General features: G+C 43.5%; 9 protein-coding genes. 3 read left to right on the forward strand and 6 right to left on the reverse strand.

All coding sequences use genetic code 11. The annotated features are described in order from the left end of the window. Positions 1-11 precede the first annotated feature (11 nt). Complete coding sequence (locus ABEW32_RS00515; protein WP_430183807.1) at positions 12-2,729, reverse strand: stalk domain-containing protein; 2,718 nt, start codon at positions 2,727-2,729, stop codon at positions 12-14. Positions 2,730-2,992: 263 nt separating this feature from the next. Here ABEW32_RS00515 and ABEW32_RS00520 point away from each other — a divergent pair, with 263 nt between their 5' ends. The 3 genes from ABEW32_RS00520 to ABEW32_RS00530 are packed head-to-tail and all read left to right on the forward strand — an operon-like array spanning position 2,993 to position 8,473. Beyond that, complete coding sequence (locus ABEW32_RS00520) at positions 2,993-4,402, forward strand: efflux RND transporter periplasmic adaptor subunit (RefSeq protein WP_430183692.1); 1,410 nt, start codon at positions 2,993-2,995, stop codon at positions 4,400-4,402. After that, positions 4,399-7,515, forward strand: coding sequence for an efflux RND transporter permease subunit (locus ABEW32_RS00525; RefSeq protein WP_430183694.1), 3,117 nt, complete (start codon positions 4,399-4,401; stop codon positions 7,513-7,515). Before ABEW32_RS00520 ends, ABEW32_RS00525 begins: the two co-directional genes overlap by 4 nt. 55 nt (positions 7,516-7,570) lie before the next feature. Further along, the gene (locus ABEW32_RS00530; protein WP_430183696.1) at positions 7,571-8,473 is read left to right on the forward strand and encodes a TetR/AcrR family transcriptional regulator; all 903 of its coding nucleotides are present in this window, start codon (positions 7,571-7,573) and stop codon (positions 8,471-8,473) included. A 131-nt stretch (positions 8,474-8,604) separates the two neighbouring features. Here ABEW32_RS00530 and metK read toward each other — a convergent pair whose 3' ends face one another. The 5 genes from metK to ABEW32_RS00555 all read right to left on the reverse strand — a co-directional run bounded on the left by metK (position 8,605) and on the right by ABEW32_RS00555 (position 15,169). Next, positions 8,605-9,807, reverse strand: a complete 1,203-nt coding sequence (metK, locus tag ABEW32_RS00535; RefSeq protein ID WP_013373407.1) for a methionine adenosyltransferase — start codon at positions 9,805-9,807, stop codon at positions 8,605-8,607. 329 nt (positions 9,808-10,136) lie between these two features. After that, the gene (locus ABEW32_RS00540) at positions 10,137-10,427 is read right to left on the reverse strand and encodes an alpha/beta-type small acid-soluble spore protein (protein ID WP_430183698.1); all 291 of its coding nucleotides are present in this window, start codon (positions 10,425-10,427) and stop codon (positions 10,137-10,139) included. Positions 10,428-10,563: 136 nt separating this feature from the next. Further along, complete coding sequence (locus ABEW32_RS00545) at positions 10,564-11,145, reverse strand: hypothetical protein (protein ID WP_430183700.1); 582 nt, start codon at positions 11,143-11,145, stop codon at positions 10,564-10,566. Positions 11,146-11,191: 46 nt separating this feature from the next. After that, a complete protein-coding gene (locus tag ABEW32_RS00550) occupies positions 11,192-12,724 on the reverse strand; it encodes a stalk domain-containing protein (protein WP_430183702.1) in 1,533 nt (510 codons plus the stop codon). Positions 12,725-12,823: 99 nt separating this feature from the next. Further along, positions 12,824-15,169: a copper amine oxidase N-terminal domain-containing protein gene (locus ABEW32_RS00555; protein ID WP_430183704.1), complete on the reverse strand. Its 2,346-nt coding sequence runs from the start codon at positions 15,167-15,169 to the stop codon at positions 12,824-12,826. Positions 15,170-15,526 lie beyond the last annotated feature (357 nt).

Consider the following 15,526-nt stretch of genomic DNA (forward strand, 5'->3'; position numbering starts at 1 on the left):
ATCATACCATATCATGACTGGAGGGTGATGGTCTTCGTTTCTTGTTCCCATTTTACAGTCATTCCTAACTGCTCAGACACCAATCTTAATGGGACCAAAGTCCTACCACCTAGTACAATAGGTGCAACATCGCTGCTCTGACGCTTCCCGTTCAGAATCACTTCTTTTTTCCCTACAGTCAAATCCATCAGCACACCACCGCGCATAATGGTGATCCGTTGATCACCCGCATTCCATTTGGCTTGCCCGCCAAATGCATCCAGCACATACTTGATCGGAACATAAGTCGAACCATTACGAGTCATCGGAGCTGCATCAATCGTTGCTGGCGTTCCGTTGACCGTCATTGATTTTTGACCGATCGTCATCTGAGCGGTTCCCTTTTTGAGCCCTTCTGTGCCGACCGTTCCTGGTGTATTAAAAGAGATATTATCAAATGCGACTTCACCTGTTTTAGCGCGCTCATCCTGACCTTCAGCTACATTGACCACATAGAGACGTTTTAGCTTTGCAGGATACGAAATATTCAAACCACTCATATCTGCATTAATCGTTTTCCAGCCGTTCCAGTCGATCACTTTAGCGAGATCAATATATGCAGTTTTGCCTTGAGCATCCTCCAACTCCGCACGCAGCCAGTTCAGACTCTTATCCCCTTTGACATCAATCGAGATAGATGTAGCTGCCTGCTCCAGCGTCTTCCCGGCTGTACCGTTTAATTGAGCATAAGCATACATTTTACCACTGCCGTTCGTCATGTCGTAGTTTAGCTCCAGCACTTTGGAATTAGCATGGTCTCCATCCCCTTGTACAACAGCAGCTGTACCGGTAACACCTTCCACATTTGAAGTGAAATCAACCGGATACGAAACATTTTCGAAGTTTTCCCAGTTTTTTGTACTTGCCCCGCCAGCGGACAGGAAGACAACCGCACTGAAACCATCGTAGCGACCAATGGCATAGCCTGTTTTCACACCCTCATCCACTGTATTTACCGTAAGCTGATTGTCCTTAACGCTTCCCTTAAAGCCGATGAACTCCCATTTGAGAGCATCAGATGTAATGCTGACACTCTGTCCATCTTTTGTCTTGGCCGTTATCGGTACTGCGATTTTAGCTCCTGCGGTAAGCGAGCCTGTCCCACTTCCTGCAGTAAGTGATGAAATCTCATCCGCTCCAAGCACGGTGACCTTGGTAGTCGCACTGGCTGAGCCACTGGATGCTGTTAAAGTAGCAGTTCCCGGTTTGGACCCCTTCACAATACCGCCGCTCACGGATACAACAGCCGGATTGCTGGACTTCCACGTCACTTGTACTTTCGAGGTATCAAATGGATTATAGTAGTTGTCGTAGCCTTTAAAGGAGTAGCTTCCGGTCTGACCAATCAGCAGCGTTTTATTGCCCTTGACGGTAAAGCCTTTGAGCGTTCCTTTAGGAGCAGTGGTGTATACTCCCACTCCATTTACGATGCTGCGTTGCTCTGTACCATATTCAGTATTGAACGTAAGCCCCGCTGTCGTATCTCCCAGATCCCGAGTTACCATGGTGGTAGAGCCGCCCCCATCGAGGTTCATTCCCTTCCAGACACCAATATCTTTCATCAGTGTTTGCAGCTCACTCAGGGATACACCAACGCTGTTCCCGTTTTTCTCGACGGCAACGACATATGCGTATCGTTTGTCACGTGAATATCCCAAAGCCGTACGTGCACGCGTTCCGCCTATACTTGTTGTACTTCGGGAGAACGAAGTCTTCTGTCCGTCATTTACTAATATGGTATGTCCACCAATCATCATCTGAAGGTTGGCAGGATCAACTTCACTCCCTGTGGATTTGACACGAAGGTGATAGTCGGTTTCAACTGTCTGTCCCACGGTCAGATGCGCTTTGGCATAATCAGCTGCTTTACCGTGTGTACGTAATATGTAGCCATCCTGCGGAACAGTCATATTTAATGTAGCATTCTCGGAGACTTGCGTAACTACGCCATTTTGTACCAGTATTTCAGTAGGCGTTGTCGAACTGTTTTTAGGTCGCTCAATCGCTTTCCAAGCAGATGTATAAATATACATCGCATTGGAGTGGCTATAGCTGCTCCCACTCGTCTCAGGCGAGTACGAAGCCTTATTCATCCCTGCCAAAGAAAAGGAAGACCCATCTCCAGCTTTTACTGTCCCTTCAAAAGTAAATTGTTCGACCATCGGAGAGCCATCCTTCGTTACAGCAAAGGCATACATCCCTGTTAAATCAGAGGGAGTAGACATCAGTACACCCTTGGATACCTGTCCACCAATCGGAGCTCCTTCGCTAGAGGTATTAAAATAATCCCCGTTCACACCGGCAACTGCACCGGTCTCTTTTGCCATACCGCCTGTACTCTGACGGGTCGTAAATTGTCCGTTCTTCCCAGTCATGACATCCAGCTTTACATATGGATTTTGCAGGTCTACTCGAATAATATCAGCCAGTGCTGTTCCTTTGGACCCTTTAAAACGGTATTTCAATAATGTTGCGCCCGAAGTAAGGATCTCCTCACCCAATTTTACCGTTGAACCGGAGGCTGCACTCGCGATTGGAGCGGATATCCAGCTATTTAACGGGATTAGAGCCCCAGTTCCGGCAACCGGACCGACCCATAATACTCCTGCCAGCGTTAAAACAGCCCATTTTTTAGCGATTCCTTTTCGATTTACTTCCACTTTGTTCTGTTTTCTATTACTTAAAAACATTTGGATAATTGCTCCCATCTTTTTTGTATTCAAACGGATCAATCCGCACGTGTACTCTAGCAATAAACAAAAAAATCCTCTTATGTTAATAGACTTATTATAAAGGCAAAAGTTCCGAAATCCCGCCAACTAATTCATAAAATCCAAAGTGGCGAATTGACGAATGCAATATGGGCGCACTATAATACACATGAACTTATGAGTTCAATTTGAACCAAATAGTTTAATTTGACTTTACGACCCCATCGGAAGGATTGATAATCATGAATAAACAACGGGCCATCATCATACTCACTTTGTCACTGAGCCTTGCCATTGCCGGATGTTCCACCGAAAAAAAAGAGGCCGCTTTAGGCTCGTCTGCACAGCCAACCGTTGTACGCACCACAGTTGTTAAAAATTCACCGCTCCATACTGCCTATGACTTGTCAGGTACCCTTCAGGCTTATGAGGAACGTACACTAGCCTTCCAAAACGGAGGTACCGTCGCTAGCGCAGAGATTACTACTGGCACTCTTGTTCAAAAAGGGACAATCATTGCCCGTCTGGATGACGCTGACTACAGACTACAGGTAGCACAGGCAACGGCTTCTATCCAAGAAGCTCTAGCGGGTATAGATAATGCACAGGCTAATCTACAGGCAGCTGCCTCTGCGATTCAATCTGCCGATGCTGGTATTGCGAATGCTCGTGCTAATGTCAGCAAGGTCAACAAAGGTGCGCGCGTTCAGGAAAAACAGCAAACGCAAACCACCGTCGATAAGGCACAAAGCGCCTATAACAAGGCCAAGACCGATAGCGAGCGAACACAAAAGCTGTTCGAGGCGGGTGCAGCTACCGCGGCGGATAACGAGAGCGCCCGCCTGAACGCTACCGTTGCTCTTCAAAATCTGGAGCAAGCGAAAGCTTCCTTATCTCTTTTGCTGGAAGGGGCCACAGCCGAAGAGCATCAATCTGTCCAAGCATCCTTTCAGGATGCGATTGCAGGTAAAACTAAAGCTCTTGCAGCCAGCGAACAGGCTGGGGCTTCCCAAAAACAAGCGCGTGCTAACTACGAAAAGGCCCTTGTCGCCAAGGACCAGGCGGAGTTGGCACTGTCACGCACCCGTTTAACTTCTCCCGTCAACGGCGTGATCTTAGACAAAATCGTAAATACAGGCGATTTGGTCGCGTCAGGCCAAGCGGTTTATCGCATAGGCTCCATTGACCGTCTCAAAGTACTGCTTCCCGTACCAGACAGTGAAATTAAGGATTGGAAAAAAGGACAACAGGTAAAGGTAGTGCTCTACGAAGAAACTCGTCAAGGTACGGTGTCCAACGTCTATCCTTCAACCAGCACTGATACGGGGAGGGTTAACGTAGAGATTATTATTGCCAATCCACAACGAGACTGGTTGCCCGGTCAGGTCATTAAAGCCGCGCATCAGGTGACAGACAAAAATGGTATTCTTGTGCCTGCCGAAGCAGTCATCAACACGGGAAGCAAGCCTTTTGTTTTCAAGGATGTTCAAGGAAAAGCGGTTAGAACCCCTGTGGAGCTGGGCAATCAGGTTGTAGAAAATCAATTACAAATTGTATCTGGGCTTCGTGAAGGAGAGCGTATTGTCATTAAAGGGGCAGAAACCCTGTTTGATGGAAATGCGATTCAGTCAGAGGAAGGCGGACGCCCATGATTGAGTACATCGTAAAAAAACGAAAAATTACATTGCTGTTTTTTGTCATGCTGATTATAGTTGGGGCTTTCGGTTTTTTCCAGTTACCACAGCAGGAAATGCCAGACGTGACCATACAGAATGCTATGGTCACAACCGTCTACCCCGGTGCTTCACCACAAAAAGTAGAACAAACCGTAACTAAAGAACTGGAGAAACGCATCAAGGAAGTTGAAGGTGTTAAAACGATTAATTCGACTTCTGGCAACGGATTCTCATCTATTTTGATCGAGTCCAAAAATGGAGTCGATCCTCAAACGGTTTGGGATAATATGCGTAAAAAGGTGCAGGATGCACAAGCTGATCTTCCTCAAGGTGCTGAGGTGCCTGTTATAAATGATAAGCTGACCAGCTCGTTTATCGGCTCTTATGCCCTGATCGCCGACTCATCTGCACCACTGTATAAACTAAATGATTTGACCACCACCTGGAAAGATCAGCTTAACACGATTTCCGGCGTATCTAGTGTCAAGTTCAATGGTCTTCCTGATCAAGAAGTCCGTGTCCGTATCGACAACCAAAAGCTTCAGCAGTACCAATTGTCATGGGGACAAGTGGCACAAGCGATCCAGTCTCAGATTGATCGGGTTCCTACCGGTAATATTGAATACAACGGACGGACCTATCAACTTATCGTTCGCGAGACCGAAAAGGCTGACGAATTAAATCAGGTCATTTTGAAACGTACACAAGAAGGTAACCCTGTTTATTTAAGAGATATCGGTACAACCGAGCTGGCACACCCTGAGGCAGAATATCTCGCTTATGTAGAGGGTAAACCGGCCATTACGATTAGTATTGGAGCAGAAACAGGTACAGACATCCCCTCTATGAGCGAAAAGGTCCATAGCAAGCTCAAAGAGCTAGAGAAAACACTCCCTGCGGGTGTTCACTTACAAACTCTTTTTGCACAAAAGGATCAGGTAAGCCATATCTTTGACGACCTAAAGCGTGAAACGATTCTGGCCATTGCGGCTGTTATTCTTGTTTGTATGTTGGGTCTGAATATGCTCACCTCTGCTTTTGTCGCGCTGGCCATCCCTATTTCGGTTTCGATTGCTATTATCTTTTTACCGATGTTCGGCATTACTCTAAATCAAATTTCTGTTGTCGGTCTGATCATTGTACTCGGCATACTTGTGGATGACGCTGTAGTGGTAAATGACAATATCGAGCGCCGACTTACGGAATTGGGGGAACCTCCCTCCGTTGCAGCTATAAAAGGCACCAAAGAGGTCATGCTGTCTATTTTGATCGCCACATTGGCCACGATCTCAGCCTTTGCTCCATTGTTGTTCCTTCCCGGAAATGTAGGTGCTTTTATAAGGCCCATTCCCGCAATTGTTTCTCTGGCCATGTTAGCTTCTATGGTCATGTCCCTCACGATCATCCCTATTTTTCGAGAATGGTATGAGAAACGCAGACAGACTCGTCATCCTCAGAGGAAATCAAAGCCAGTAGGCTTGCTCGGTCAGCAGATTCACTCTTTAAACAAGCTTTATTCACAAAAGCTGATGCCTAAAGTCATTCAACGTCCCATACTGACGGCCATGGTTGGTCTCATGCTTGGAACAGCCGCTTATGGATTAGTTCCCTTTACATCAGTTGAGCTTTTCCCTGAATCAGAAGACCCTCATGTTGCATTAAATGTAAAAATGCCTGTAGGCACTTCCATTGCGGAAACTGACCAGGTCGTTAAAGATCTTGCAGACTGGATCAAGAAGCAACCTGAAACTTCCAAGGTCGTTTACAGCGCTGGGGGGACTGCTCCTCAACTGTTTAGTGACATTAACAGTATGGGCGGAAATATTACTTATAACGAAACCGTAGGTCAGATTGCTGTCGTCGGTAAAGAGAATGTATTCGATCTTAACTCAACAGTTGATGCTTGGGAACAACATGTTAAGAAGTCCTACCCCGGCGTTACGGTTACCATGTATGTTCCTCGTCTCGGGATTCCAGTAGGTAAACCCGTTTCTATTCGTATTTCAGGTCAGGATCTGAATGAACTGCAAACCCTTGCCCAAAAAGCAAAGGAGCAGATCGCGACAGTAGAGGGGACAACGGGTATCGTAGATGACATAGGAATTGAACGGTATGCTCTCGAGCTTGAAGTGAACAAACAAGCCATGGATCAGTATCTAGTAAGCTACACAGATTTGACTCGTACCCTTCTTTTGTTAAAAGAGGGGGCTCAAGTAAGTCAATTTGATACTGGAAGCAGTCTGGTAGATATCAAAATGTATTTGAATCATAGTAACGAAGAGCCAAGTAAGCTTTTCCAACAATTAAGTGTAGTGAATGCAGTTGGAAAGCAAATTCCATTAAACCAATTAGTACAGGTTAAGCCTTCATTTGCTATTCAGCAAATCAAGCATTACAATATGGAGCGGACGATTACGGTCGAGGCCGATTTGAACGGACGAACCGCGAGCGAAGCCATGGTAGATGTGGAGAGCAAACTGGCACAGATGAAGTTCCCTGAAAGCTATAAATGGGAGGTAGGCGGTGAAACATCCGATCAGTCCACCATATTCGCGGACTTAGGGAAGCTGGCGATCGTTGTAGTCTTACTCATTTTACTTTTGATCACGATGCAATTTTATTCACTCTCCATTCCTATTATTATTATGACGACCGTGTACCTAGCAGCAGCCGGCGGGATTATTGGTATATTCCTGACGGGTATGCCTATCGGTTTTATGAGCATCATGGGAATTATTGCACTCGCGGGTATTGTTGTGCGCAATGGGATTGTCCTAATTGAATTTATCGAGGATGCCAGACATGAAGGAATGGAATTAAAGGAAGCCGTAATACAAGCAGCCGCTGCCCGTTTCAGACCGATTTTATTGACTTCCCTGGCTGCCATTGTAGGTATGATTCCGTTAGCACTATTGGGAAGCCTGCTCTTTAAGCCACTGGCGTTCACTGTCATTTTCGGTTTGTTATTTTCGACCTTGTTAACTTTGTTTGTGGTGCCGTCTTTGTATATGATCATGGCTAAGTACAAGATGCACCGGCAACACAAGAAACAGCAGCACACAGTTATTACACGTGACCAACCTTTGTAATATATGTAGTGGTGAATTCCGCATGCTGTCGAGTTGGATCCTGAAGGGAGTATGTATGGAAAATAAAAAAAATGATATTTTACAAGCAGCCATCCGGCTGTTCTCCAGAAAAGGCTATTATTCAACATCTGTTGAAGAAATCGCCAAAGAAAGCGGGATGGCAAAAGCATCCTTCTATAAATATTTTCAGGGGAAAGAAGAACTGCCTTTAGAAATGTGTGTCATTCTGGAAAATAATATTGAACAGGACATCCGAGCTCTCTACAGTAAACCTGGCCTATCTAAACATGATAAGCTGCACGGTTTTATTGTACTCTACCTGAAAAATCTCGTTGAAAACAAGGTGTATCTCATGATGGATCTTCCTGAGCCGTCTATGCTTATTTTTCAGAATGAGCAACTTAACGGCGCGTTCGAGCAGCATGAATACAAATTGTACAAATGGGTACGTGACTGCCTAATTGATATTTTTGGAACAGGCATTGAAGATCATGCATGGGATATGACCTTTGTGCTTAAAAGTATTGTATTTGAGTATATTCGCTTTTTTGCTGATCGCATGAATGATGAAACGATTGAACGTCTGGCACAGTTTATCATTTTCTTATCCAATTCCCTGGCAGCCAGCCTAAACGGTTCTGTTCCTGCTCCCCATTTGTTCTGGAGCAAGCAAGGCTGGTTACCCGAAAGTATACTAAGTAATCCCTTTGACCAAGGTCGTCAGATAAACAGCCTTCTTCACTCCCTAGAGGACAGTATACTGCTGTCTTCGTGGAGCTCGGAAGAGAAACAGGAATGCCAGCAAATCTACGTCTTATTAAAGGAAGAAGCTCTGAAAGCGAACCCTCAGAAAGGCCTCTTAAAAGCTCTTTTTGCGTATTTGGAGCAATATAAGGAAGCTCAAAAGGTGTGTCGGTTGCTCAAAAATTTATTGGGTCTTGCCCCAATACCCGAATAGTGGAACAACATTTAAGTACATCGTAGCAAGTTCATTGTTAACAAGCGAAGCATACCAAAAGAAGACTGCCTCATGCATAGCATGAAACAGTCTTCTTTTGGTTAATACATTATTCTGGTGATATAAGAGGTTTATAAGCCTGCTTGCTCTCTCAGAATTTCTGCTTTATCTACACTTTCCCATGGCACATCCAGATCTGTACGTCCGAAGTGGCCGTAGGCAGCTGTTTGCTTATAAATTGGACGGCGTAAATCCAACATGCGAATAATGCCTGCTGGACGTAAATCGAAGTTATTTCGAATCAGTTCAACGAGTTTTTCATCACTGACTTTCCCTGTGCCGTATGTATCGACATTAATCGAAACAGGCGTAGCTACACCAATGGCATAAGCAAGCTGAATTTCCACCTTGTCTGCCAATCCAGCTGCCACGAGGTTTTTCGCTACATAACGAGCAGCGTAAGCAGCAGAACGGTCCACTTTAGTTGGATCTTTACCCGAGAATGCTCCCCCGCCATGACGTGCATAACCACCGTACGTATCCACAATAATTTTACGGCCTGTCAGACCTGCATCCCCTTGAGGACCACCGATTACAAAGCGTCCTGTTGGATTAATGTAGTATTTGGTTTGCTCGTCCAGCAATTCAGCAGGAACCACTGGCAAAATGACCTTCTCTTTAATATCTGCTTGAATTTGCTCCAAAGTAGTATCTTCTGCATGCTGCGTGGAGACCACAATGGCATCAATACGGACAGGCTTGCCGTTTTCATACTCTACCGTTACTTGAGTTTTACCATCTGGGCGAAGGTAATTCAGTGTTCCATCCTTACGCACTTCGGACAAACGTCGTGCAATACGGTGAGACATAGCGATAGGCAAAGGCATCAACTCAGGTGTTTCGTTCGTAGCAAAACCGAACATTAATCCTTGGTCCCCAGCCCCAATGTTTTCTGTTTCCTTGTCTACTTCAGCAGGATCACGGCTTTCCAGGGCAGCGTTAACCCCTTGGGCAATATCTGGCGACTGTTCATTCAAAGAGGTCAATACAGCGCAAGTATTATAGTCAAAACCATATTTTGCACGGGTATAACCAATTTCCTTAATCGTATTACGAACAATGGATGGAATATCCACGTATTCCGATTTGGAGCTGATTTCACCAATGACGAGAACGAGACCGGTAGCTACCGACACTTCACATGCTACGCGCGCATTAGGGTCATTGGCCAAAAAGGCGTCCAATACAGCATCGGATATCTGATCACAAATTTTATCCGGATGGCCTTCTGTTACAGACTCGGACGTGAACAAATGACGACCTTTTACAGACATGAATTTCAACCTCCCATAATTAAAATAAATGAGGATTTTAAAAAAATCCTAACATAGTATGCATTATTCAGTTACCTTCAACCCAACAAATGACGGAAGATATCTTTTACACCTGCTTAACAAAAAATGAACCTTTTCCGGTAGGAAAAGGTTGCGTACAAGCCTCAAATGCCATGATATCCTATTTAAAACAAGGTGTCAATTCATGTCATCCAAATAACAGAATTTAAAATTGAAGTGAGTTTACATGCGAACCAACTTAGATTCACATGTAAATAGCTTCAGTTGATACATACTATTTGTTTAAAAACTGTATCCATAATTGCAATTTATAATGTACCAAATTCAGATAAGCTACGTTCAGCAGATTGTATCAATCGTTTAGTAATTTCCCCGCCAACGGAGCCATTTTGTCTTGAAGTTAAATCGCGCCATGCAACACTTTGGCCCCTCGTAAATTCTCCCAATTCTGCTGCAAATTCGCTATCAGCATTCGAAAGTATATGTGCATATTGCGGATTATAAACAGGCAAACCAAACTCGGCAGCAATCTCATACTTCAAATCATCTAACCTGGCACGGCTTTCCGGAATTAATCGTCTTCGACCTCTTGACGCCATCGTATGCACCCTCCACCTAATGAATTATTTTTCATGAAGTTAGTGTGCAGTGTTTAAAGTCAACTTAGCCAAGAACAATTTGTTATTCCAAACAGTATTTAAGAAAAGGAGTGCCTTAATAAGAGATAGACACCAGTTATTGAACAGTATAGCCGCCTCGTACCATAACGACCAAACCAAACTTCTGGTCTTCTTTTACTTGAATACCTCTTCCTTCTCTAGGAAACGATAATAAATGATTTTTTTCGACAGCTTGGTTATGAACAATTTCCGTTCCAGAAGTAATATCAATAGCACCACTGGCATCCATGCTGTACACAACAGCATTTCCATTACGCAAAATAAATTCTGCTCCTGCTTTGGCAATCAGTTTCTGACCAGGCTTTACATCAACAACCTTCAAAGCCTCTGACTGCTCCGCTGTTGAACTTTTAGCTGCATTAGAGGTTCCTGAAGAGGTTGTATTGGAAGTAGTGGAGCTTGTTGCTGGAGCAGTCGAGCTAGTTGTTTTACTACTAGTACTGCTTGCAGTTACTCCACCTTTGATGGCCTGAGCAATTTTTTGGTCAACATAGCTTTTGGTTACGACTGGATCATCAGCTGTTCCAGGTTGTCCAGAACTGGAGGCTCCATTAACTGAACTGTTCATCAAAGAACCAGCCACAATTCCTCCTCCAAGTAAAACAACAGCCAACGATATTTTATAGCGTGATTTCATGAAATCCTCCTACTGCAGGTTATAACAAGTATAGGTTAGGCATAAATTATTGTGCGCTTGCTCCAGCAGAACCTTGCATAGCCCAAGGCTTATTGTAAGCCAGCTTCAAAGTATCAATACTTGAAACAATATCTTCCGCTTGTTGTTCAGCAGTAGTCACTTTCAAATTAGCCTCGTAAACCTGAAGCTCTGTAGCCAATCCAACATCAAATTGCTTTTTAGCCATATCAGCCGCACTTCTAGCACTCACCAAACCAGCTTGAATCTGTGAGTACTGGCTCTCCAATGCCTTGATATTGTTATAAATTGTTCTTACAGCCTCTTCCAATTGTCTCTTTGTACCTTCTGTAGCATACTGAGCCTTTTCAACATTAAGCTGTTCAGCTTCATAAGGGGTATTTCCTGGAGTACTAAAGTTGTAAAGCTTCAAACTCAATTCAGCTAAATCCACTTTTTGCTCACTCAACCAAATAGCAGTGCTGCTAGTGAGTACTTGGCTAACTTTTGTCTCTACATTATCTTTAAATTCAGAATAGACAGGCTTATCCTTTAATTCATAACGTTGCTCTGGTTTATAACCAATCACTTGGTTCAACGACACATAAGCACTGTCCAAGTCTTTTTTAGCTTTTTCCAAAGCTGCTTGATTTTGAGTCACCTGATTAGTCGCTTGGGTAACTTCATAATCACTCGACATTTGATTATCTCTCTTGATTTGTGCAACTTTAAGCTTGCGCTCAGCATCTTCAATATTCAATGCAGCCAGCTTAACGGCATTTTGCTTTTGAAGGAGCTTGTTATAAAGATCTTTCACATTATATTCAATACCCTCTTTGGTCATATCTAAGTTTTTCTTAGCAGCCTCATAATTTAGATTCGTTTGAGCATAACCTTTAAAAGCTTTATCTTGGGCTTCATCACCAGCTTCTGCAGGAACAAAGTCAATATTTTTTCCGGTTTCCTTCATTATTTTTCCTGCTTGGTCAATACTTACCTCTCCTGTTTTAACTGAAGTGCTGTCAGCAATAGCCAGTTTTACTGCATCTTCATAGGCCAAAGCATCATTATAGTAAGTGTCGTAAGTAACTTTGGTCACAGGAGCAGCCAATGGCTTACTGGACAAGCTATTGGTGTAAGACGTGCTGTCATTAGCTTGATTCGAAATGGTCACTGTTCGTGTAGTCTGATCCCAATTTACTTTGGCGCCTAATGATTGGCTCACAAAACGTAAAGGAACGAGTACTTGACCCTTTTGAATTTGAGTTGCTGCATCGAGCTGTACCGGATTACTGTTCTTATAAGCAAGTTTCGAACCAATATTTAAAGTTAATGTATCGTCATTTTTAGATGCTGTTACCTTTTTAGCTTTGCTATCCCACTCCACTTGTGCTCCCAAGCTTTCAAAAACGCCACGAAGAGGCACCAAGGTTGTATTTTGACTAACCAATGGAGACTGTGTATATTGCTGAGTTACACCGTTAATAATAACCTTTATATCACCTGACTGAGCTCCTGCAAGATTGGCAAACGCAGAAGTAAGAACCAATGTGGATAGTAATGCCACTCCAAAACGTTTCATAATTTCTCTCCTTTGTCAATAAGACTAATAAAAGAAAAGGGCTCCAAAAGGAACCCTCTTCTCATCTAATTCAATTAACTCAAAAGAGTTGCTCTTAAATTAGTTGTTGTTTTCAACAGTTACTGTTTTAGCTGTTGCATCATAGTTGATGTTTGCATCCAGCGCTCTACCTACCCAAGAGATTGGCAGTACAGTACGGTTTTTGTTAGTTACAGCTTTAACGTCCATACGAATCACAGAACCGTTAACAGTCAACAGGTTAGTGTTCAGTTTGATTTGAGCAACAGTGCTACCTTTGATCAAGGTAACTGTGGAAGTCGCTTTGTCAAACAGGATGTTTTGTGGGGATACACCCAAAGCTTCAGCTGCATAACGTACTGGCAAGTAAGTGCGTCCGTTTTCAGCATAAGGAGCTACTTCTGCTGTTTTTGTTTGACCATCTACAGTGTAAGAAGTGCTTCCCAGTGTGAAGACAGCTTTAGTGCTAGTAGCACCTGGAGCTGGAGTTCCAACAGTTGCGATTGCTACTTCAGCAGCTGCAGTGTTGTTGTCTTTCCAGTTTTGAGTGTTGTCAGTTGCGCCTTTGTATGCAGTGTAAGAAACTGCGCTACCTTTCAGCTTAGCAACAACATCACCTTGAGCTACAGTACGGTCAACAGTCAGCTTAGGAGCGGAGATTGTGATTGTACTTGGAGTAGCAGATTCGCTGTCGATGTAGAAGCTCAGACGGCCTTTGTTGCTTTCGCCGTAAGTATCAGTAGATACGCTCTTCACTTTAACGTCACCAGCTGTAACTTTTACTTCTGGAGTAGAAGCAAAACGTACGCCTGTTGGCAATTCCAAGATTACTTCACGGCTACCGTCTTTCTTAACGAAAGCTTCTTTAGCAGCTTCAGTGATTGTGATGTCGCCAACTTGTTGATCGCCCAGACCGATTGTCAGGGTTGGTTTGGAAGCAGCAGCCAAAGTAACCGCTTGTTTCACAGTTGCAACCTTAACAGTACCGCTCAGACCTTGGCTACCAGCAACATCAACGTTCAGATCGCCGGAGAAACCTGGTTGCGTAGCAACTTCAACGTTTTTCAGTTTCAAAGTACCAGGATCGTTAGAGCTGTTAGGGTTTGTAAAAGTCAATCTCAAAGTACGTTTGTCGGAGTCTGTGTAAGATACTTCAGCTCCACCCAAACCATTAGTATTTTCGAAAGATCCAGTGAAGTTGCTTCCTGGGTTGTTGCTTTCGAAAGTAGACTGCCAACGAGCGCCTTCAGGCAAACGCAATGTTACAGTACGGTTCTTAACAAAAGATCCTGCAACGCTTTCTTTGATTACAATGTCACCAATTTTTTGCTCGTCATGACCAGCAAGAATTGTTGTTGGAGTAGCTACGGAAACTCCACCACCGATTTGACCATAGTTACCTACTACCAGGGAACTAACGTCAGTAGTTGTGTTACCGGAGATGCTAGCTGTAACATCGCCTTCTTTAGCATTTGTTTCATCGTCAACGTAGAAGTTCAATGGCAGGTTGAAAGTTGTTTCTTTGCCACTTACTTTGCTCAGAGACACAGTCAAAGTGTCACCATCAACTTTAGAAACTACATCACCAGATGCGATGTCACCAAAGAGGATTGTAGCTGCTCCTGTAGCATTCCATTTGAAACCGCTAGGCAACTTCAATTTGATGTTATTGTTAGCCAAAGCACCTGCTGTTTGTTCTTTCACTTTCAATGTAGCAGTAAATTTGTCTGTATTGGAAACCGTATCAGCTACAGACAAGGATACTTGACCAGAAGATACTACGTTAGCAATTGTAATTTCGCCGCTAGTCAAACCACTTGCAGAAGCAGCATCAATTGTTGCTTTTACAGGACCGTTGCTTGGTCCAGTTACATTGATTTTACCAAAGTTCAGGTAAATATCAGTTCCATCTTTAGAATCGTTATAAGCGCTATCGAAAGTTACTTTCGCAGAATTATCAGTTAACTTTTCAACTTTAATTGGCTCTGCTGGGAATGGGGTTTCTGCTTTACTTTTGTTATCACCAGCATCAAGATTAACACCCAAACCATAAGTTGCATCAGAAGCGGATGTAGTAACTTTTGGAGCTGTAGCAAAGTTGAAGCCTTTAGGCAATGTTACTGTAAAAGAAGCGCCTTGTGCCAGGGAAGCTTGGCTAATAGAAATTCTTGCTCTACCCAGAGAGATAGGCTCAGTAGTAGCACCAGAGCCGATTGACGGAGTGTTCAAAGATGTGTAGCTAGAAGCTGCATGAATTGCAGTTGGTGCAGTCAATGCTGCGATTGGAGCTGCAACACCAGCAACCAATGTTGCTGTTGCCAGCACGTTGATCATTTTTTTGTTAAACTTTGTCATAACCTTTTTTTCTCCTCCTTGAATATAACCAAAAATATTATTTTTGTCTTTTTGTCGGATCTTGTCACTCATCAGTCGTTACACCTCCTTTCCGAGCTTTATGAGAACCCTTATAAAATGATATCTGTGACAATATCACAGAAGCTTGGAATCTAGTTGAAAGAAAGCGTCCATTTATGACGTACTCCAGTATTATACAATGTGATAACAATGCAGTAAAGATTTTTTTTAGCGAATTTTGTCTTTACGCTTTTGTACCCCTTTGTTTCATACTCACCCAATTAGACGTAGCATGGGTTCAAAAAGTTGCGTCTGTTTCAAAAAAAATTTTTATTTTTTTTGATTATGTATTCCGCTTTCCACAGTCATAATTATACTATTGAACCTGTTCCTCCGTCATCCTACAACTTTTACCTTCTCAACCTTAAA

This window comes from Paenibacillus jamilae (assembly GCF_050482105.1).
Taxonomy (GTDB): Bacteria; Bacillota; Bacilli; order Paenibacillales; family Paenibacillaceae; genus Paenibacillus; species Paenibacillus jamilae_B.